This window comes from Xenorhabdus miraniensis, from assembly GCF_002632615.1.
The window spans coordinates 113,747-135,656 of sequence record NZ_NITZ01000008.1; the positions used below are offsets into that span (position 1 = coordinate 113,747).

General features: G+C 43.6%; 15 protein-coding genes and 1 rRNA gene. 9 read left to right on the forward strand and 7 right to left on the reverse strand.

The features are described 5' to 3' along the window. The first annotated feature begins 166 nt into the window (after window positions 1–166). Window positions 167–282: ribosomal RNA gene (gene rrf / locus Xmir_RS09835) — 5S ribosomal RNA — on the forward strand. A gap of 109 nt (window positions 283–391) precedes the next feature. Here the strand turns inward: rrf and Xmir_RS09840 are convergent. Further along, window positions 392–1,057 (reverse strand): GntR family transcriptional regulator, encoded by a 666-nt coding sequence (locus Xmir_RS09840; protein ID WP_099114196.1) that lies wholly within the window; start codon window positions 1,055–1,057, stop codon window positions 392–394. Between the two features lie 366 nt (window positions 1,058–1,423). Here Xmir_RS09840 and Xmir_RS09845 point away from each other — a divergent pair, with 366 nt between their 5' ends. The 5 genes from Xmir_RS09845 (at window position 1,424) to Xmir_RS09865 (ending at window position 9,165) form a co-directional block, all read left to right on the forward strand. Continuing rightward, window positions 1,424–2,674 (forward strand): NRAMP family divalent metal transporter, encoded by a 1,251-nt coding sequence (locus Xmir_RS09845; RefSeq protein ID WP_099114197.1) that lies wholly within the window; start codon window positions 1,424–1,426, stop codon window positions 2,672–2,674. Between the two features lie 10 nt (window positions 2,675–2,684). Continuing rightward, window positions 2,685–3,452, forward strand: a complete 768-nt coding sequence (locus Xmir_RS09850; RefSeq protein ID WP_099114198.1) for a LamB/YcsF family protein — start codon at window positions 2,685–2,687, stop codon at window positions 3,450–3,452. Between the two features lie 43 nt (window positions 3,453–3,495). Next, window positions 3,496–5,094, forward strand: a complete 1,599-nt coding sequence (locus tag Xmir_RS09855) for a 5-oxoprolinase subunit B/C family protein (protein WP_099114199.1) — start codon at window positions 3,496–3,498, stop codon at window positions 5,092–5,094. Beyond that, the gene (locus Xmir_RS09860) at window positions 5,091–6,839 is read left to right on the forward strand and encodes an acetyl/propionyl/methylcrotonyl-CoA carboxylase subunit alpha (RefSeq protein WP_099114200.1); all 1,749 of its coding nucleotides are present in this window, start codon (window positions 5,091–5,093) and stop codon (window positions 6,837–6,839) included. Before Xmir_RS09855 ends, Xmir_RS09860 begins: the two co-directional genes overlap by 4 nt. Window positions 6,840–7,062: 223 nt before the next feature. Next, on the forward strand, window positions 7,063–9,165 hold the full coding sequence (locus tag Xmir_RS09865; RefSeq protein WP_099114201.1) for a TonB-dependent receptor domain-containing protein: 2,103 nt from the start codon (window positions 7,063–7,065) through the stop codon (window positions 9,163–9,165). A gap of 100 nt (window positions 9,166–9,265) precedes the next feature. Here the strand turns inward: Xmir_RS09865 and frdD are convergent, their stop codons facing one another. Genes frdD through frdA form a run of 4 tightly spaced genes read right to left on the reverse strand, consistent with a single transcriptional unit; the run spans window position 9,266 to window position 12,569 of the window. Beyond that, entirely contained in the window at window positions 9,266–9,619 is a 354-nt protein-coding gene (gene frdD / locus Xmir_RS09870) for a fumarate reductase subunit FrdD (RefSeq protein WP_099114202.1), read from the reverse strand. Window positions 9,620–9,635: 16 nt separating this feature from the next. Next, window positions 9,636–10,031 (reverse strand): fumarate reductase subunit FrdC, encoded by a 396-nt coding sequence (frdC, locus tag Xmir_RS09875; RefSeq protein ID WP_099114203.1) that lies wholly within the window; start codon window positions 10,029–10,031, stop codon window positions 9,636–9,638. 14 nt (window positions 10,032–10,045) lie between these two features. Beyond that, entirely contained in the window at window positions 10,046–10,780 is a 735-nt protein-coding gene (locus Xmir_RS09880; protein ID WP_099114204.1) for a succinate dehydrogenase/fumarate reductase iron-sulfur subunit, read from the reverse strand. Next, entirely contained in the window at window positions 10,773–12,569 is a 1,797-nt protein-coding gene (gene frdA / locus Xmir_RS09885; protein ID WP_099114205.1) for a fumarate reductase (quinol) flavoprotein subunit, read from the reverse strand. The genes Xmir_RS09880 and frdA overlap by 8 nt, the downstream gene beginning before the upstream one ends. A 738-nt stretch (window positions 12,570–13,307) precedes the next feature. Between frdA and epmA the strand changes: the two genes are divergently transcribed. Next, window positions 13,308–14,285, forward strand: coding sequence for an elongation factor P--(R)-beta-lysine ligase (gene epmA, locus Xmir_RS09890; RefSeq protein ID WP_099114206.1), 978 nt, complete (start codon window positions 13,308–13,310; stop codon window positions 14,283–14,285). 66 nt (window positions 14,286–14,351) lie between these two features. Here the strand turns inward: epmA and glpQ are convergent, their stop codons facing one another. Further along, window positions 14,352–15,428: a glycerophosphodiester phosphodiesterase gene (glpQ, locus tag Xmir_RS09895; protein ID WP_099114207.1), complete on the reverse strand. Its 1,077-nt coding sequence runs from the start codon at window positions 15,426–15,428 to the stop codon at window positions 14,352–14,354. A 690-nt stretch (window positions 15,429–16,118) separates the two neighbouring features. Further along, a complete protein-coding gene (gene glpT, locus Xmir_RS09900) occupies window positions 16,119–17,471 on the reverse strand; it encodes a glycerol-3-phosphate transporter (protein WP_099114208.1) in 1,353 nt (450 codons plus the stop codon). Between the two features lie 984 nt (window positions 17,472–18,455). Here glpT and Xmir_RS09905 point away from each other — a divergent pair. Continuing rightward, window positions 18,456–21,614, forward strand: a complete 3,159-nt coding sequence (locus tag Xmir_RS09905) for a thioester reductase domain-containing protein (protein WP_244170911.1) — start codon at window positions 18,456–18,458, stop codon at window positions 21,612–21,614. Continuing rightward, window positions 21,611–21,793 carry an MbtH family NRPS accessory protein gene (locus Xmir_RS09910; RefSeq protein ID WP_099114209.1) on the forward strand — a complete coding sequence of 61 codons (183 nt, stop codon included), beginning with the start codon at window positions 21,611–21,613 and terminating at the stop codon, window positions 21,791–21,793. Before Xmir_RS09905 ends, Xmir_RS09910 begins: the two co-directional genes overlap by 4 nt. Window positions 21,794–21,910 lie beyond the last annotated feature (117 nt).

Sequence of the window (21,910 nt, forward strand, 5' to 3'; positions counted from 1 at the left end):
ACGTGGATAGGCTGGGTGTGTAAGCGTTGCGAGACGTTGAGCTAACCAGTACTAATGAACCGTGCGGCTTAACCTGACAACACCGAAGGTGTTTTGGGTGAGGGTGAGAGAGATAACCGTTTCAGAGAAAGAAAAGCAGCTTGTTCGGGATTGAATACAGGATTTGTCTGGCGGCAACAGCGCGGTGGTCCCACCTGACCCCATGCCGAACTCAGCAGTGAAACGCCGTAGCGCCGATGGTAGTGTGGGGCCTCCCCATGCGAGAGTAGGACACTGCCAGACATTCAATTAGCCAGAGAAGCCATCCTTAACCGGGTGGCTTTTTTGCATTTGGGGAAAATTATTTCAGTGCCTGATATAATTTTCCTTCTGTATTTCTGCATTAACCGATTTATGATCCTTGGCTGTTTTTGCGTGTATAAGCAGCAAGTATCGTCCTTTCTGATAATTCTAAATATTCTTTCATCTTATTAGCCGCGAGTTCATTCTGCCCGGCATTAAACAGTTCCAGAATATGGGCATTTTTATCGATATAGGGCGCATACAAAAGCTCAGGATTGTTCAAGATGCCAAAAGCCAGACGAAGTTCTGCGGAGATATTGCGATAGAAAGCGATTAACCTTTCACTGTCAGTTAATTCCACAATTGCGGTATGAAAACGCATATTTTCCGTTCCGGCACCAATCCAATCTTGTTTTTCACGGCATTGCTGAGCTATTTCAACGGCTTGTTTCATTTTTGCAACGCTGGGGTGCATTGGATAAGCCTGAGCTAGAGCCTGACATTCAATCAATTGCCGAATTCGATAAATATCAATAATTGATGCAATATCGGGGATTGCAACAAACACACCACGGTTAGTCTCATGTTTCAGCAGCCCTTCTTGGGTGAGAAGGCGAAACACTTCACGTAACGTATTTCGTGAAATCTCAAGTTGTTCACTCAGTGCAGCCTCTGATAGCCGTTGCCCCGGTAATAACTCCCCAATAACCAGCTTATTTCTTATCGTTTCGGCGATTCTTTTACTCAAAATTTGGGGAGAATGGTCTTTTTTCATAGTTATCCATTAGATCAGTTGCTGATAACAAATACTTTCGAAGCGAATAAAAGAGAATCTTCACATATTCCCTGATAACCAGCAAGTTATCGACATTGAACCAATATAGGGCAATTTCATGGTGTGTTTTGCACCTGAAATGTGCATTTCGATAATAAATTCAACAGAAAATGTTAATAAAGTGATCTCTATTGGATTTCTGCAATTGATAACACAATTCTGTTTGCTTATTTCCTCAGCAGATCTTATTTATTGTTCAACAATGTACTTGCTGTTATTAAACAATTTTCTATTTTAGTTCCACAATGGTATGGATATTGCTTAGAAAATAATAAATACAATAACGATGACAGGGGAAAATAGCTTATGGTTATGCAGGAGACAGCAAACCAAGAAACGGAAAATTTTGTATCGAATCGACGTTCGTCTTTGATTGCAGCAATTTTTCTGATGGCGACATCAGCGATTGGGCCAGGGTTTATCACCCAAACAGCGACATTTACTGCGACGATGGGAGCAGCTTTTGCCTTTGGTATTTTGGCCTCCATCCTGATTGATTTTGTTGTACAGCAAAACATTTGGCGAATTGTCACATTAACCAGAATGCAATCAGCTGATATTGCGAATGCGGCTATTCCAGGAAGTGGCTATTTACTGGCTATCTTGGTGATTTTTGGTGGATTGGTGTTTAACGTCGGTAATATTGCGGGAGCTGGATTAGGGCTTAATGCTTTGATGGGGCTGGATCCCAAATGGGGTGGGTTATTCAGTGCCTTGATGGCGATTTATATTTTTACTTCCCGTAAAGCAGGTGTCGCCATTGATCGTATTATCGTGATATTGGGACTAATCATGATAGGAATGACATTGTTTGTGGCGATAGTCTCAAACCCGCCAGTGGGAGAAGCTTTACGACAAACGGTACTGCCTGATGAAATCAATTTTGCGACGATAACAACTATTGTTGGTGGAACGGTTGGTGGTTACATTTGTTATGCCGGAGCACATCGTTTACTGGATAAGGGCGCGGTAGGCATAGAAAACATTAAAATTGTTTCCAGTGCAGCAACCAAAGGGATCTTAGTGGTTGGCTTGATGCGATACCTGTTGTTTCTTGCCATATTGGGTGTGGTTGCCAGTGGAGTGACACTTGATGTTGCAAGTGAAACCGCAGATCCAGCCTCGCAAGCTTTTCAGGCAGCCGCTGGAGAATTCGGTTTACGTATTTTTGGTTTAATCATTTGGGCCGCATCAATTACAAGTATTATCGGCGCTGCTTATACTTCCATCTCTTTCTGTAGTGTATTTCGAAAACAATTTACCGAGCGTCAGCGTAATATTGCGACTTTATTGTTTATTGCCGTATCGCTGGCGATTTATCTATTAATAGGAACACCGCCAGCCGCTTTGCTGGTTTTCGCAGGTGGCTTCAATGGGCTTATTCTTCCTCTCGGTTTGACCATTTTTGTTTATGTTGGCTGGAAACGTGCTGATTTGATGGCGGGGTATGCGTATCCCCGCTGGTTGTTGTGGTTGGGCGCGATGACTTGTGTGTTGACATGGTACATGGGAGCCATGTCTATCGATTCAATCTTTGAGTTTTTGAAATCAGCTTAAGGGAATCATCATGATAAAAACAATCGATTTAAATAGTGATCTCGGTGAAAGTTTTGGTCAATGGCACATGGGAAACGATAAAGAAATCTTGGGAATTGTCAGTAGTGCTAATGTTGCCTGTGGCTTTCATGCGGGTGATCCGGTAGGGATTTTGCAGACCTTGAAATCCGCACAGGAAAACAATGTCGCGATAGGTGCCCATGTTTCTTATCCCGATTTGGTCGGTTTTGGGCGGCGCAAAATGGATCTTGCCAGCCATGAACTTACCGCTGATGTTATTTACCAGATTGGCGCTTTGCAAGGACTGGCTGTGGCAGCAGGCACAAAGGTGAGTTACGTCAAACCTCATGGCGCGCTTTATAACACAATCGCGAATGACAAATACCAAGCGATTGCAGTTATTGAAGGTATTTTGGCGATTAATGCCAATCTGGCATTGGTTGGTTTGGCGGGCTCAAACATTCTCAAATTAGCCCAGGAAAGAGGATTAAAAACCGTCGCAGAAGCATTTGCTGATCGTGCTTATACCTCTCAGGGCGAATTAGTCTCCCGCCGTGAAGCAGGTTCTGTGCTACATGATGCGGATCTTGTTGCCCAACGTATGTTGCAACTGGTGACAGAAGGCGGTGTTGAATCGATTGACGGCAAATTTACACCTATTCAAGCGGATTCTATTTGCGTACATGGTGATAGCCCCGGTGCGGTAGAGATGGCAAAACAGGTCAAAACCGTTTTGCAGCAGGCAGGCATTACCATCCGATCATTTATTCATCCATAAATATAGATCGCACTGGCGTGGTTAATGATTTAGGGAGATAGTTTTGCGTTTTTTACCTGTTAATTTCAATACCATCATGGTTGAACTGAGTGGACTGGCAGAAACATTGGCGCTGCTTGATTCACTGAATATTGTCCCTGTTCTGGGGGTTGAAGAAATTATTCCGGCGGCGAGAACGTTGATGATCCGTTTTCGGCCGGCAAAAATATCAGTTCAACTATTGGTGGCAGAAATCAGTAGCCGCGATTTGCGGGCACGTGGTCACACAACGGGAAAACAGATAGAAATCCCGGTGCATTATAATGGTGATGATCTCGCGACAGTTGCTGACATTCTGGGAGTTACTGTTTCGGAAGTTATCCGCCAACATACGGAAAATGAATATACCGTGGCTTTTACAGGGTTCGCTCCTGGTTTTGCTTATATGGTATCAGAGACTTTACAGTGGAATATTCCTCGTCGTAACACGCCTAGAACACGCATTCCTGCTGGTGCTGTTGCTCTGGCGGGAGAATTCAGCAGTGTTTATCCGCAAGCAAGCCCCGGTGGGTGGCAGATCATCGGTATTACAACTGAACGTATGTGGGATCTTTCCCGCTCTTTTCCCGCCTTATTGCAACCGGGTTATCGCGTTAACTTCCGGGATGTTGGGCACACCCCTGCAACGGTCAGTTTGCCGGAAGTTGCGATTAAAAATACGTTTTCTACGCCAGAGACTGACCGCCATTTGGAAATCTTGTCTGTGGGCTTGCAAACTTTATTTCAAGATTTGGGGCGTGTTGGTCAATCAGGATTAGGGATCTCAGAATCCGGTGCAATGGATAAAAGCGCTCTGCGTTGTGCAAACCGTGTTGTTGGTAATTCCTCCGATCAAGTCTGTCTGGAGATAGTGCAGGGTGGGTTTAAGGCTATCGTTCATGGGCAGATGCTGATTGCGATTACGGGAGCATCGTGTCCGATAGAGGTCAAAACGCCATCGGGTGAAATCTTCAATGTGAATACTTACCAACCGATTGATTTAAATGATGGTGATGAAATTTCGTTAGGAATTCCTACGGCTGGTATGCGTTCTTATTTGGCGGTGAGGGGAAGTTTTGCTGTTTCTGCTGTCTTGTCCAGCCACTCATTTGATACGTTGTCCAATATTGGGCCTGCGCCGTTGAAAGTGTCTGATAAATTGGCCATCGGGGAAACATCTCGCTGTGCCGCGGTATCTTTTTCTGAAACGCCGACTTTTAACATGCCAGATAAAAATGAGGTTGTCGTATTAGATATCATACTCGGCCCTCGTACGGATTGGTTTACTCAAGAGGCCGTTGAATTATTGAGTAAGCAGGATTGGCAGGTTACCCCTCAATCTAACCGGATTGGCCTAAGATTAAGTGGTGAGTGCTTACTATCACGTATTCAGCAGCAAGAACTCCCCAGTGAAGGCACATGTGCGGGAGCGATTCAAATTCCCGCCAGTGGACAACCCGTATTGTTCTTGGCTGATCACCCACTGACAGGAGGATATCCGGTTATTGCTTCAGTGGCTGATTATCACCTTGATCTCGCTGGTCAGATCCCCGTCAACGCCAAAATCCGATTTAACCCCATCAGCCAATTCCATGAAATCCAAGGGAGTAAAGATTTGCTATGAACGCTAAAAAAGTGCTGATTGCCAACCGTGGTGAGATTGCAGTCCGTATTATCCGTGCTTGCCGTGATTATGGCGTACAAGCTATTGCCGTCTATGCGGATGCAGATATTAATGCACAGCATGTGCAATTGGCCGATGAAGCTTATGCTTTGGGGGGCAATCGCCCTACAGAAACTTACCTGAATATTCCTCGCTTACTGGCGGTAGCGAAGCAATCGGGAGCAACAATGGTGCATCCGGGCTACGGTTTCTTGTCTGAACGGGCGGAGTTTGCCCGGGCAGTGATAGACGCAGGCTTGATTTGGATTGGTCCTAACCCTGAAACGATTGACGAGCTGGGTGATAAGGTCAGGGCGCGTAAGATTGCTCAGAAAGTGGGAGCACCATTGGTTGTTGGAACCTCAGAGCCAGTCAAAGATGCTCAGGAAGTTATTGCTTTTGCAGAACAGCATGGTTTACCGATTGCTATTAAAGCGGCATTTGGTGGTGGTGGCCGCGGGTTGAAAGTGGCTTGGCGAATGGATGAAGTTGCAGAACTTTATCATTCAGCAGTGCGTGAAGCGACAGCCGCATTTGGGCGAGGCGAATGTTTTATTGAGCAATTCTTGGATAAACCTCGTCATATAGAAGCGCAGGTGATTGCGGATAAACAAGGCAATGTTGTTGTACTTGGCACCCGTGACTGTTCTTTGCAGCGTCGGAACCAGAAGCTGGTGGAAGAAGCGCCTGCACCGTTCCTGAGCCAAGAACAAAGGGAACGTATACATCAATCAGCAAAAGCTATTTGCGCGGAAGCCAATTATGTTGGCGCTGGAACGGTAGAATTCTTGTTAAGTGCAGATGGTACGCTCTCTTTTTTAGAAGTGAATACTCGCTTACAAGTAGAGCATCCCGTGACAGAAGAAACAACAGGTATCGATCTGGTTATTGAACAGTTACGAGTGGCTGAAGGTCATCCGTTGAGCATTCAGGAAACGCCAGTTCCAAGAGGGCACTCATTTGAATTTCGCATTAATGCGGAAGATGCCGGAAAAGGCTTCTTACCAACATCCGGAACGGTCATTGAATTCACCCCGCCTTCTGGCCCCGGTATTCGTTTGGATTCTGGCGTGGTGAATGGTTCAACCATTCCTGCTACTTTTGATTCACTGATGGCAAAATTGATTGTCACAGGAGCAACACGAGAACAAGCGATTGTTCGGGCACGCCGGGCATTGAAAGAGTTTAAGATCCGTGGCGTAGCCTCCGTTTTACCTTTCCATCAAGCGGTGATGGAGCATCCTGATTTTGTTTCTGGTGATAAATTCAATGTCCATACTCGCTGGATTGAAACTGGTTTTGTGAATGAACTAGAGGCTTCGCTGCGTCAGCTTCCTATCGAGGATAAAAATATTACCCGTACGTTTATTGAAATTGATGGCCGCAGGCATGAACTGGGGTTGCCGGCGGATTTATTGGCGGGATTGGCACATTTAGCTCCTGTAGGCGAACAGCAATTTTCCCCGTCTGCCATAACGGAAAAACTGCCGGAAGATCCCTGTCAGGTCAAAGCCCCTATTTCAGGTATCCTGCATTCCTGGATGGTTAAAGAAGGCGCTCAAGTTAAGGAAGGCGATGTGATTGCCGTTATGGAAGCCATGAAAATGGAAGTACAAATCAATGCTCATCGTTCAGGAAAAATCACCTTCTTGGCTCAAGCTGGAGATTATCAGGATGCAGAGAGCGTGCTGGCTCGTATTGAGTAGTGAGATTCATAGAAAAATTGTTCTTAAGTACTCAACAAGATCTCACTAAGGTACTTTATCGCCATCAAATTCTTCACGTTATCTAATAAATAAAGCCCACTTTCGGAGTGGGCTTAGACTGCCGATAAACCTTATTGAAAATAACGGATCTTGAAAGTTATTTACATTTCTATGAGAAATGTAAATAATAACGATTCTCAATAGTATATTTATCTGAAAATCAATGTCTAAAATTACCAAAATTTACGCTGGCCTGGCTAAAAGCGGCTTGTGTGTTCCTCTGATGTCCGCATCTATGCTGACAGTCGCTATTTCTACCAACGCATTCGCAAGTGCTGAAGACACGAATAAAAAATCGCCTAACACTGGCGATACACTTGTTGTTATTGCCGATAATAATGCGCAAGATGCACCAGAAGATAGAAAAATTAACCGTAATGAAATCAAGGTCAAACAAGCACAAAGTGTTGCCGAGATTTTAAAGAATGTACCAGGGGTACAAGCGGGCCACCCTAGTGCTTTAGGGCAACGTTTCAAAATCCGTGGCATGGATGATCAATTCATCAACGTGACGATTGATGGCGCAAGGCAAGAAGGGTATCACTTCCACCATGCAGGAAACTACGGTATCGATCCTGAAATGTTAAAACAAGTTGACATCAAGGTCGGTAGTAACAGTATTACCTACGATACTGGTGCCATTGGTGGCGCATTAAAATTTGAGACTGTTGATGCCGGTGATCTGTTGGCACCCGGTCAATTATTTGGCGCCAAAGGGAAATTAAATTACTCAAGCAATGGTGATGAATTCCAACAATCTTTGGCGACTTATGGCAGATTGGGCGCTGTTGATTTATTAGGTTACTTTACCCATCGCAATATGCACGACTCTAAATCTGGCAGAGATAATATAGGGAGAGATTCAATCCCGACAGATGGAAAGTTATTCAACTACTTATTAAAAGCTAAATTTAATCTGACTGATGAGCAGTATATTAATGTATCGAAAGAACATTATAAAAATGATGCAGTAACTAATCATAGGTTAAATTTTGGTAATGATCTCGGCCCTAAAATAAATAATGGGAATAAAGCGAAGTATGTTATCGATCGCGATACCCATAATATTACTTACGGGTATGCACCCGTTGATAACGACCTTATTGATTTAAAAGTATCCGCTTATCATACGGAACAAACCTCTACCCATATGAAATCTGTAAGCGGAAATGGGAAAGGGTTCGATAGTATTGTTGAAACTCAAGGTATTAAAGTTCGTAATACCTCTAGTTTTGATACTCAGAATCTATCCCATGCTTTAACCTATGGATATGAGTATTTTGATACCAGAATGAGGTACACTAAGGCAGAAAAGAATATTCATAAAAAAGAAGTAGAAAAAGCAAATTCATCATCTGTTTATTTAGAGGATGATATTCGACTTGCAGATTTTCATGTCATACCGGGTATCAGATGGGATCACTATAAATACCATACGATTAATAAACAGGATGAAGCGTTTGAGAGAACCTATTCTCACGTCTCAAAAGCACTCGGTTTGAAGTACGAGCTTGGGGCATCCACAACATTATTTGCCAATTATACCGAACTCTTTAGAGGTCCATTGGGCAAAGAGCTGATGGGATTCTCCAACCATAGCAATAACCTGAAAGCCACAACCGGTTACAACCTGGAAACAGGATTGGCAGGTTCTTACCCTAATGTTTTTGCTGACAATGACTCGCTGGCAGTATCAGGTAAAGTATTCCAGACGAATTTTAAAAACCTGTCTACAACTTTAGCTAAAAATGAACTGCATAATATCCCGAAATCCAGACTGGAAGGGTTTGAATTAGCAACCGGCTATAAACTGGGTAATTTGTCCTTAAAAACGACTTACGCTAAGGTCGATAACAAGATTACTCAAGGTAATGAACTGATTAACAAAGCATTTACCAACGGATTAGAGTTTACGCCATCAGTCGGTGACTCTATCACTGTGGGTGGTAGCTACTTATTTGATAAAACTGATGTTGAACTCGGTTGGAATACTCGCTTTGTTCTGTCAAAAAATTCAAAAGGTAAGACCCAAAACGATAAGAAAGAAGACATTATTGTTGATGTACATAAATCTGGATATGGCGTAAGTAATATGTATATTTCTTGGGCACCAAAATCAGGTGTAATGAAAAATGCAGAACTCCAGTTTGGTATCGATAATGTCTTTGATAAACGTTACAACGAACACTCTTACTATTTGAATACTACACGAGGACAAGAAGAGAAAGGCCGCACATATAAAGCGACAATCTCTTATAAGTTCTGATGAAAACGTCTTAAGGGTATTCAAAAATATCCCTTGTAATAAGTCTGCGGTTTATCCGCAGACTTATCCTGAGATTGCTCTCCAATTATCGCCATGAGAATTACAACGTAAAAACCCCAATCAAAGCGACAACAGTCAAAATAGCTGCTGCACCATAAAATACCCATTTACTGGCAGGGACATGAATTTTCAGATCATGCATTCCGTGGTGAATACGGTGCATTCCGCACCAGATCGGCAGGCTGATCATCAGCAGCAAAAAGATGCGACCAATAAAACTCTGGCAAAATGTCAGGATACGCTCATAAGAAAGCGCTTCTGGTGCCAAACCGAATGGTATCAGTATGCCCAGCAGCAGAATAATTGACGGTCCAACAATAGCGCTCCACATCCCGCCGGCACCAAATAAGCCCCAGAAAATCGGTTCATCGGAACGCTTAGGTACTTGATTCATCAGATCCTCCTTGGGGTCAGAAAAGTAATGCCACGCCGAGAATCACGGCAGTCGCAATAATCGTGGTTGCCCACAGCAATTTGACAATTGGCCCCGGGGGCATTTTCTCATTTTTGACGATGAGATTGAGTGCCTTTGGCGCCAGTTCAAACCAAGTTTTCGTATGTAACAAGGCTGCCAGCAGGGTGATGATATTAATCAGCAACACGATCGGATGTTGCAGGAAAGAGACAAAATCTGCCCAGCTTTCCGGGCCGTTTTTCAAGGCAAACAAACCATAAAGCACCAGTAAACTGAACCACGTGGCAGGAACTGATGTTCCTTCCCGCAGCATGTAAAAACGGTAAAATCCGAGTTTGCGCCACCAATTCGCTTCCATGCCGCGCACATAAGGTTTACGTTTCGTTGTCATTATTCTCTCCTTCCTTATTGTGGTTTCAGCATAGAGATAATGAAATCTTTGGCACTTTCAGCCTTGCTCTGCTGAATGGCACCTGCCGGATCAACATGTTTCGGACAAACTTCAGAGCAGTAGCCTACGAAAGTACAAGACCAGACACCGTTGTCGCTGTTGATGTGTGGCATACGCTCTTTCTTGCCACTATCGCGGTTATCAAGATTGTAACGATGTGCCAATGTGACCGCAGCAGGCCCGATGAACTCAGGATTCAGGCCAAATTGAGGGCAGGCGGCATAGCACAGGCCACAGTTGATACAACCTGAAAATTGATGGTATTTTGCCATTTGGGCCGGCGTCTGCACGTTCGGCCCATCTTCAGGTTTACGATTATTGCCGATGATATAGGGCTTGATCGCTTCCAGACTCTCAATAAAGTGGGTCATGTCCACAACCAAATCCCGTTCAATCGGGAAATTACCCAGCGCTTCGACTTTCATTCCTTGTGTGTACTCACGCAGGAACGTTTTACATGCCAGTTTTGGCACGCGGTTTACCATCATGCCGCAGGAGCCGCAGATTGCCATGCGGCAAGACCAGCGGTAAGAGAGGTCGGGAGCCAGATTGTCTTTAATATAACCTAACGCATCCAGCAGTGAGGTTTGCTCATCGTAAGGCACTTCATAAATGACAAAATGAGGTTCACTGTCAATTTCCGGGTTATAGCGCATGACCTCCATTTTCAGCGTTTGCATCTCAGCCATTCGCCTGCTCCTTCTGTTTTTTCTCTTGTGCCGCCGCTTCGCCACCATATACACGCTTAGCTGGTTGAGATTTGGTGATCTTCACATCACTGTATTCCAGACGAGGGGCACCTTCAGGGTTATAGAAAGCCAACGTATGCTTCAAGAAATGGGTATCGTCACGTTCGGTACAACCTTCATCGAGGCGCTGATGGGCACCACGTGACTCTTTACGGTTCATGGCGGAATGAGCCATACACTCAGCAACCTCTAAACTGAATCCCAATTCGATGGTATAGAGCAGATCCGTATTGAATACGCTGGAACGATCGCTAATTTGGATATGTTTGAAGCGTTCTTTTAATTCAGCAATTTTGTCGATGGTTTTCTGCATTAGCTCTGGTGTACGGTAAATACCGCATCCTTCTTCCATTGACGTCCCCATTTCATCGCGGATTTTCGCCCAGTTTTCACCGCCTTTCTGGTTTAGCAGCTTATTGAGTTTATCTTCGACATCACGGGCTTGAGCATTCAGTACGTTGTCGTTGGCGGGTTTGACGCCCTGAATATGTTTGACTGCCTCTTCACCTGCCAGACGGCCAAAAACAACCAATTCTGCCAAAGAGTTAGAACCGAGGCGGTTTGCCCCATGTAAGCCAACAGAAGAACATTCGCCGATGGCAAACAATCCCTTGATTCGGGTTTCACATTGCTGATTGGTTTCGATCCCTCCCATCGTGTAATGCGCAGTTGGACGAACGGGAATGGGGTCTTTGACAGGATCAACGCCAACATAGGCTTTCGCCAGCTCACAAATAAACGGCAGGCGTTCAAGCAGTTTTTTCTCCCCCAAATGACGCAAATCCAAATGCACCACATCACCGCGTGGCGTGGCGATGGTGCGCCCTGCCCGCCATTCATGCCAGAATGCCTGAGACACTTTGTCACGTGGGCCTAATTCCATATATTTGTTTTCAGGTTGCCCAAGTGGTGTCTCTGGCCCCAGACCATAATCCTGTAGATAACGATAGCCGTCTTTGTTCACCAGAATGCCACCTTCACCGCGACAGCCTTCGGTCATCAGAATACCGGAACCAGGCAGACCTGTCGGGTGATATTGCACAAATTCCATATCGCGCAATGGGATGCCGTGACGGAATGCGATTCCCATTCCATCACCGGTAACAATGCCGCCATTGGTATTGTAGCGGTATACGCGCCCCGCACCGCCTGTCGCCATAATGACCGCATTAGCACGGATCTGAACTTTGGTTCCTTCCATCATGTTCAGTGCAACCAAACCGCGTACCTGCCCGTCATCCACCAGAATATCGAGAACAAAATGTTCATCAAAGCGCTGGATTTGAGGGTACTTAAGGGAAGTTTGGAACAGGGTATGAAGCATATGGAAGCCGGTTTTATCAGCGGCAAACCATGTGCGTTCAATTTTCATGCCTCCGAAACGACGAACATTAATAGAACCATCTTCCTTACGGCTCCACGGGCAACCCCATTGTTCCAGTTGGATCATTTCGGTCGGGCAATGTTTGACGAAATATTCAACCACATCTTGTTCACACAGCCAATCGCCACCGGATACCGTGTCATTGAAATGAAAGTCATAGGAATCATGTGATTGAGTGACTGCGGCTGAGCCACCTTCTGCTGCCACAGTGTGGCTGCGCATGGGGTACACTTTTGAAATCAGGGCGATCTTGAGTTGAGGATTGGCTTCAGCAGCAGCAATGGCTGCTCTTAGCCCTGCACCACCGGCTCCGATAATTGCGAGGTCGACATTGATGGTTTGCACTGCGCTTCTCCATTGTTCAAGTATTGTTCAAGTGAAACAATTTTTCTTTTTTAACGAAGTATTGAAGATAATTTTCTATACCTTAACGAGTCAGGGGCGATAACTATTACTCTTTATAAGGTTTAATTATAACGAATTATCCAGGAAGTAAATTTGACATGAATGCGGGTTTTGCAGGATTTTGCTGACAAAACGTGATCTATCGCATATTTTTTGCTCAAGTGGATTGAGCCATCGACAGCATTTTCTACAAATGAATAAGAGCTTATATAAAAATAAATGATGAATATAACGATTTAATAATATTTATTGATTTATGGATGGGTTTAATTTATTTATACTGCAAATAAATCATGATCTTTCTAAATTTATTTTTATGTTATTAGCATGAGGAAGACATATTCAAGGAAGAAAATATTGTTATATTTATCTCTTGGTATACATTTTGTTTATAACTCACTTCGTTATAAGATGTAGTCTATTTTCAGTTAAATGTTTATTGTTCTTCTTAATCAATTATGATCGCATATGTAAGAACCCTACCATAGGGCAAACATGGCTATCCTTTGTTTTCTGTGTCTGTCCTATTAACGCAGGATTATTTTTTTCCTGTCAGAAATTAAAACGATAAGTCACCAGTAACAAGTTTCAAGTTTAATGCAATACAGACAATGATTTGTCTGGCAGGCTTGATGCGGGTAAACTGCGCGTTTTGTTTTATTTTGGAGTCATCGAAACATGAACGAAGTCGCGAATTGGCAGCCAAGTGCCCCTATCGCCAATTTATTGAAAAGGGCGGAGATTTTAGCAGAAATACGGCGCTTTTTCGCAGATCGTGGGGTGTTGGAAGTTGAAACACCTGCCATGAGTCAGGCGACTGTGACTGACGTCCATCTGGTCCCCTTCCAGACCCAATTTGTTGGGCCGGGTGCAGCAGATGGTTTGACTCTATACCTGATGACCAGCCCTGAATACCACATGAAGCGTCTTCTGGCGGCAGGAAGTGGCTCCATTTATCAGATGGGGAAAAGTTTCCGTAATGAGGAAGCGGGTCGTCATCATAACCCAGAGTTCACCATGCTGGAGTGGTATCGTCCACATTATGATATGTATCACTTAATGAATGAAGTGGATGATTTATTGCAGCAAATCTTGGATTGTGAAAGTGCAGAATCACTTTCTTACCAACAGGCATTTATTCGATATCTGGATATCGATCCTCTTACTGCAAGTAAGGAGAAATTGCGTGAAGTGGCGGCAAAACTCGATCTCAGCAATATCGCTGATCAAGAAGAAGATCGTGATACTTTGCTGCAATTGCTTTTTGTGATGGGCGTGGAAACACAGATTGGTATTGAAAAACCGACATTCATCTATCACTTCCCTGCATCTCAGGCGGCGTTGGCAGAGATCAGTAAAGAAGATCATCGGGTTGCACAGCGTTTTGAAGTTTATTTCAAGGGCATGGAATTAGCGAATGGTTTCCGTGAGCTAACTGACAGTCATGAACAGCGTTTGCGTTTTGAGCAGGATAACCGTAAGCGTGAAGCAATGGGGTTGCCTGTTCAGCCGATTGATGAATATTTGCTTGCGGCGCTTGCTCATGGAATGCCAGATTGTTCTGGTGTTGCATTGGGCGTTGATCGTCTGATTATGCTGGCATTGGGTGCTGAGCGGATGAGTGAAGTTATTGCTTTCCCGGTAGGGATCTCGTAATTGTGATTGTGGGGCAGTTCTGGACTGCCCTCATATTATCTACGTCCGTCGATTAAAGTTCGTAAATTATTTGTGTTCATGATGCTTTTTCAGAAACTTCACTGCTAAATCAGGGAAGTCAGTGAATGCGCCATCAACATTCGCTTTATCGAAAACGATATCAAATAATTGATTGCCGCTGGTGGCATATTTTGGCAGTTGATCGATACGGATAGTATATGGATGAACTGCCAAATGGCTGGCGTGAGCCTCTTTCACCATACCGGTCAACTTAATGTGATTTGGCGTAGAATCATTGTCGATAATCATGTGGTAATCAGGGCCAATACCGTCGGCATATTTTGCCACTTCTTTCATCGCACCCGGCTTAAACATCCATTCATAACTATAGTTTTGCCATGAACCATCTGACTTTTGCTCGTAGGTTTCGTTCCAGTCGGTGTAAGCGATTAGCTGAATCAGTTTCAGATCCATCCCCAATGTCGGTTCCAGCTCATTTTTGATGCGTTTCAGTTCATTGGCATCAAAACATTGCAGGTACACCTTATCGCTTTTCTTGGTGTAGCCATATTGTTTCAGCACTTCCAGCACCTTGGTCGTGATATCCTTGCCCTCTTGGCGATGGAACCACGGTGCTTTGATTTCAGGATAAATACCAATGTCTTTGCCGGTGGATTTATTCAGGCCTTGGATAAATTCCAACTCTTCCTGAAAGGTATGAATGTGGAAATTTGATTTCCCCATAGGGAAACGTCCCGGATAGCTTTGGATTTTTTTGCCATCTTTGATATCAAAACCTTCGGTGAATTTCAGGGATTTAATTTCTGGTAAGGTAAAATCTATCGCATAATAGCGGCCATCGGCACGGGCACGGTTTGGAAAACGTTCTGCAACATCGGTTACTCGATCTAAATAATGGTCGTGTAGCACAATGAGCTGGTCATCTTTAGTCATTACTAGATCTTGCTCAAGATAATCAGCACCTTGTGCATAAGCCATTGCTTTAGCGGGCAGGGTATGCTCAGGTAGATAACCACTGGCCCCACGGTGGGCGATAACAATCTTATCTGCTGCATGTGCAATGCCTGACATTGATGATGCTAACAGAATACCTGCCATGATTGCCTTAATAGGGGTCTGCATTGGGATTCTCCATTTATTTGTAATAAAAATCTTAAACAAAAATTATGTTACTTATTGTGTAGCTTTGTGTAGCTGATTTTTAGCCAACAGCCAGAAGAAATAAGGTGAATATCCAAACCGCTTTTTATATAAAATACTGACATAACACAATCCTGCATATTGATTTTAGTGGCAGTACATCACAGTTTTATGACAGAAAAATGGTTATTTAGGTTCTGTTTATCTCTCACCTTATTTAGTCATGTCATTAAATGAACAAATTTATTAAATCGTCTGGAGCATTTTGAATTTAATTAAGAATAAAATGGTAAATGTAAATGATATAAGTGAATCAAAATAAAGCATGAGTTTTTTAAAATTAAGGTCTTGCTACCGATGAAAGACTTACAAGAAGGGCATTGGTTTGCAAGATATAAAAATAGAATTCTTCATTCAGGAGAGTTTGGAAAATTTTTGAAGTCAGAAGGTTACTAATAAAGTATGGAAATAAAGAATATACCTGTGAAGTAAAAGGAAATAGCATATTCAAAAGTGAGCGACAGACTTCATTGTCCTTATTTTTAAGGGGTTATATAGAATAGTGATAATTTATTCTATGAGAAAAATTTTAGATATTTTTCATAAAATCGCAGTACAACTTGGTGTTGTACTGCGATTGACATCGTGACTAATCAGCGTCTTTAGTTAATGTTATTTACTCTGACTCGCTATTTCCTGCTTGTGTTTCTTTTCACTCAACATGACAAACAAAAGCAGAATGACAGAGAGTGCGCTGCCGCCGATCATCACCATAAAGCCACCGTCCCAACCGAAGAAGTCAACGGTGTAACCAACGATGGCGCTGGCTGCGACTGAACCACCCAGATAGCCAAACAAACCGGTAAAGCCTGCTGCTGTTCCCGCTGCTTTTTTCGGTGCCAGCTCAAGCGCGTGCAGACCAATCAGCATGACAGGGCCATAAATCAGGAAGCCGATAACCAGCATACAGATCATATCAATATTTGGGTTTCCTGCCGGGTTCATCCAGAATACAACGGTGGCGATAGTCACTAATGCCATAAAGAATACACCGGTTGCACCACGGTTGCCTTTGAACACTTTGTCAGACATCCAGCCGCACAATAGCGTACCCGGAATACCTGCGTACTCATACAGGAAATAAGCCCAGGAAGATTTATCTAACGCAAAATGCTTCACTTCTTTCAAATAAGTTGGTGACCAGTCGAGAATACCGTAACGCAACAGATAAACGAACACGTTGGCAATCGCGATCATCCACAGCAATTTATTAGGCAGGACATACTGCATGAAGATCTCTTTTGCAGTCAGTTCTTTTTCATCTTTCTCGGTGTAATCGAGTGGATAATCATTTTTGTACTCTTCGATTGGCGGTAAACCACAAGATTGTGGGGTATCACGCATCAAAGTGAAAGCGATTATCGCCACGAGGATAGCGGCAAATGCAGGCATATAAAGCGCTGCTTTCCAGTCATTGAACCAAGCCATACCCAGCAGGAACAACAATGGAGGCAAACCCCCACCAACGTTATGGGCACAGTTCCAGACTGAAACAATCCCGCCACGTTCTTTTTGTGACCACCAATGAACCATGGTGCGTCCGCAAGGAGGCCAGCCCATACCCTGGAACCAGCCGCAGAGGAACAGCAGAACAAACATGATAGCAATGCTGGATGTTGCCCATGGTACGAAGCCCATAAACAGCATGACAGCCGCAGCCAGTATTAGACCGGCAGGCAAGAAAACACGCGGATTCGAGCGGTCGGAAACGGAACCCATGATGAATTTTGAGAATCCGTATGCAATTGAAATTCCCGACAGGGCAAACCCAAGATCTCCTCTGGAGAAGCCTTGCTCTACTAAAAAAGGCATTGCCAGGGCAAAGTTTTTCCTTACCAGATAGTAGGCTGCATAGCCAAAGAAAATCCCCATAAAAATTTGCCAGCGCAAGCGGCGATAGAGTGGATCTATTTCTTGCGCAGGCAACCGGGCTTTATGGGGAGCCGGCTTGAAAATACTTAACATGTTTGTCTCCACATGACTTTTGTATGAGCGCTTTATCACCGCTGGACAGTGATAGTGTTAAACGAGCATAATTATGTTAAACGAAAAATTTGGACTAAATTATTTTCTATATCGAAGAGAATATTAGCTAAAACAACCTAATATATCTATGAGGTATCACTAATATATAGATATAATTTCGTAAGATGGCGATTTTGAGTGATTTTCTGTTTTTTTTAAATGCAATTTATTTATATTATCGTGATGAATATCACAATAAATAACTTTTCTGGTTATTTTTGTACGTTTAAAGTTCGTTTATGTTCCTTATCACACAAAGGCTCATTATTTTCAGGGGAATTTTTCTGGTGCAGTAATCATAAAGTCATACGAATATAATCCGCATAAATATAACGCCATATAAACGTAATTTAATAAATTAACGGTCACATTACTCCGCCCAAACTTTAGCTAAAGTTGCTATTTAATTGATAATATGATTTAAATGGCGTTTTTATTTATTTATGGAATCTGCTCTTTATTTACCTGTTTGGCGTTTTTTATAACAGGATTACAAATAAAATGTTTGAAATTAAAATTCAAAATAATAGATATTACTACAAATAGTTATTCATGCTCATGATAGTGGTTTTCATGCGGTGCCGAATAACTGTTTATGATGTAAAATATAATAATATCAATGTGTTAAATGGTCTTGGTGCAGCGTGTATAGGCGTAATACATTCTGTCCCACTATGAAGACCGGATGTTTATAAGTTGATTATTTAATTAATCAAAGATTACAAAATAATACTAATTAATATATTTATTAAATTCGCACGAAATTTTTTGCAATTTATTTTTATTATTCAGTTAAAGTCTACATAAGGTATTTGTAAATGCTGAATGTAGGCCAAAACTGCAAAATAACGACTACCAGCATTGATGCCTCCATTCATCATGAAAAATGATGATACAAGTGGAGCTCAGAATGAGAACATCATTATGAATACTTACACACACAAGGCAATATTACACACAGCATTTACTGGGCAAAAATCTTCTCCTGCTGATGATACTGAAATAGATAGTAATATCAGTCACATGATATCCACTCTAGAACCGTGGTTTAAAAATGTCCCTTCTCAGTTGGCTGAATTGGCAAAAGTTGTACCGGATGACATCGCAGTTTCAGACCCACATGAAACGTTGACATTTGGTGAACTCAATCAGCGCATTGATAATGCAGCACATATTTTGCGTCACCACGGCGTCAAAATGGGAAGCAATGTTGCCATTGCGGCCCAGCGGGGTATTTCATGGTTTGTTACTATGCAGGCAATTTGGCGGATAGGGGCAGTATATATCCCCTTGAACACCATGATGCCGGAAAAACGCCTGAATGATATTCTCGCCAGTCTGCCGGACAGTATCTTGATATCTGATGATACGGTGTCGGCCGGGCTTAAGGCGTCAACATTAATTCCCATGAAGGCTATCTTAAGTAATATCAATGAGATATCTGAAATGGCTGAAGGTATCGGGATCCCTGAGCTAGGCGATCATCCTGCTTATGTGATGTTTACCTCTGGCTCTACGGGGTTGCCAAAAGCAGTACAAGTACAACATGACAATCTGGCTGCTTGCTTATGTAGCTTTGGTAAGCTGCTGTCAATCAGTCAGCGTGACCACATGTTGGCACTGACGACGTTCTCCTTTGATATTTCAGTTCTGGAATTGCTGCTGACCGTGGTTCATGGTGGCAGTATCTACATTACTTCAATTGATACCCAACGTGATGCGATAGCATTGTCCGAAACGTTGTCAGATCCGCGGTTTACTTTTGCCCAAGCCACACCTGTTACCTGGTCAATGGCTTTGAATGCGGGCTGGAAACCGCGTTCTGAAATGGGCATGCTTTGCGGTGGGGAAGCGCTGTCACAGGATCTTGCGGATCAATTGACAGACACGGGAGGAACGTTATGGAACGTTTATGGCCCGACAGAAACAACTATCTGGTCAACTGCGTTCCGCATGAAAAAAGGCGATAAAGTTCAATTGGGCGGGCCTATTCCGGGCACCAGTATCACTATTGTGGATAAATATCTGCGTCCTGTTCCTAAAGGAACAGTGGGAGAGATACTCATCGGTGGGCTGGGCGTGACCGCGGGTTATCGCAATAACCCGACTGAAACCGCGAAAAGATATGTTCCCGATATGACACAGAGAGGTAACAGGGCATATTTGACGGGGGATATGGCACGCATGCTTGACGATGGTTCTCTCATTTACATGGGCAGACAGGACGATCAGGTCAAAGTGCGTGGATATCGAATCGAGTTGGGTGAGATAGAAATTGCTCTAAGAAAACAAAATGGCATACAGGATGCCATTATCCGGGTGGCTGGCAGTGGCGACTTTGCCAAGATCCAGGCATTTGTGCTGTTCAATCCAAATATGGTTGTGTCGGAAGACTGGGTGCGTGCAACACAAATATCGCTCAGAGAAGTATTGCACGAAGCCTGGATACCGACTGAATATTATCGTATCCCTTATATTCCGCTGACAAGCAGTGGCAAAAGAGACAGAAAGCGGTTAGAAGAAGTTGCAGAACGATTGAATGCCAGTTATGACGTGGTACAGCCACAAACAGAAACGGAAAAACGCGTTTATGCCATCTGGCGTGATTTATTGGAGACGGACGCATTTGGAATTACTGATGATTTCTTCCAGATCGGGGGACACTCCATCCTTGTTGCCCGTATGGTAGAAAATATTGAGAAAGCATTTTCACTGCGGGTACCGATTTCCGGCATCTATGTTGAACCGACAGTTGCCAGAATCGCTGCCATTTTGGATGAAATGCAAGCTGTATATCAGGCAAATCCTGTTCAGAATATGGGAAATTATCATAGCGAAGCACTAATCCGTCAGCATGCTGAAACGCTCAAAAATGATGTTTATCTGAAAGAAAGTATTCGTCCCGATGGATTGCCCCGGGCGAACTGGTATCAACCAGAGACGGTATTGCTGACAGGCGCGACCGGATATCTTGGTCTGCATTTACTGGAGCAATTATTGAAACAAACTTCGGCCAGAGTCATCTGCTTATGCCGAGCATCTGATGAAAAACATGCCCGTGACAGAATCAAGGCCGGCTTCAAACATTACCAGATTGATGTAGGTAATGGTCTTGACCGTGTGGATTTCATTACCGGTGATTTGGGGCAGCCACGTTTTGGTTTGCTACCGGAGACATGGACACAGGTTGCAGAAAGTGTTGATGTTATTTATCACAACGGGGCGTTGGTTAATTTCATTTACCCCTATAGTGCACTGAAGGGGATCAATGTCGATGGTACCAGAACGGCATTGGAACTCGCCTGCACTGCGCGCTTGAAACACTTCCATTATGTTTCCTCCGTGAATGCACTGTTTGCGACAGAATCACCCCGTCCTTATCTGGAAGATGATCGTGCCATGAGTGAATCGGTGCGTGATCCTTCTGGCTATTCGGGGAGTAAGTGGGTATCAGAAGGGATCATCAATATTGCTCGCAAACGGGGCGTACCCGTGAGTATTTACCGGCCTGGCCTGATTCTTGGACACACCCGCACGGGAGCTGCACAGGGCAATGATTATCTGATTGCATCTTTGAAAGGCTATCTGGCAATGGGTTTTTATCCTGACCATGCTCTGTTGCTTGATATTGTACCGGTGGATTATGTGGCGGCATCGTTAGTCCATATCTCCAAAAAACCAGAATCCAATGGAAAATTCTTCAACTTGTTCAACCCAGAACAAGTTTCTATCCGGCAATTTTTCGACTGGGTGAAGGAATTCGGCTACATCCTCAACCCCGTACCGTTTAATGAGGGTAAAGAGAAGATCCTTGCGTTGGATGATACGCACCCGCTGTATCCGCTTATCCCCCTGATCAGGGATATGACGAAGAGACCTTATCGTGCTCTGGACCCCGCTTATGTTGATGAAATTCATCCTGAATTGGAGTTGAAAAATACGCTGTCAGGGTTAGCAGGAAGTGACATTCGCTGCCCGGCGATTACGGCTGAATACGTTCATCAAGTATTACGTTATCTGATTGGCACTGGATTTTTACCGGCCATCTTGGCAGAAAGTTTCAAAAAGGAGGCTGTAGCATGAAACAGTCAACAGGAAATGATGCTATGAATTGGATGGTCGTCATCAATGCCAAAAAACGGTATTCAGTCTGGCCTGCTGAGTATGATATCCCAATGGGATGGATGACAATTGGCAGGATGGGATCAAAAGAAGAGTGCCTGAGCCACATTGCTGCCATTTGGCCAGAGCCGACAAAATAGATTACTGGCTTATTATCAATCTTTATTAATCACTGTCATGGGTATGCTTCTGCGGGAGCATGCCCATTTTTTTACTTCCATTTTTCATTTTGTCTGCGCCCTTATCTGATTATCAAA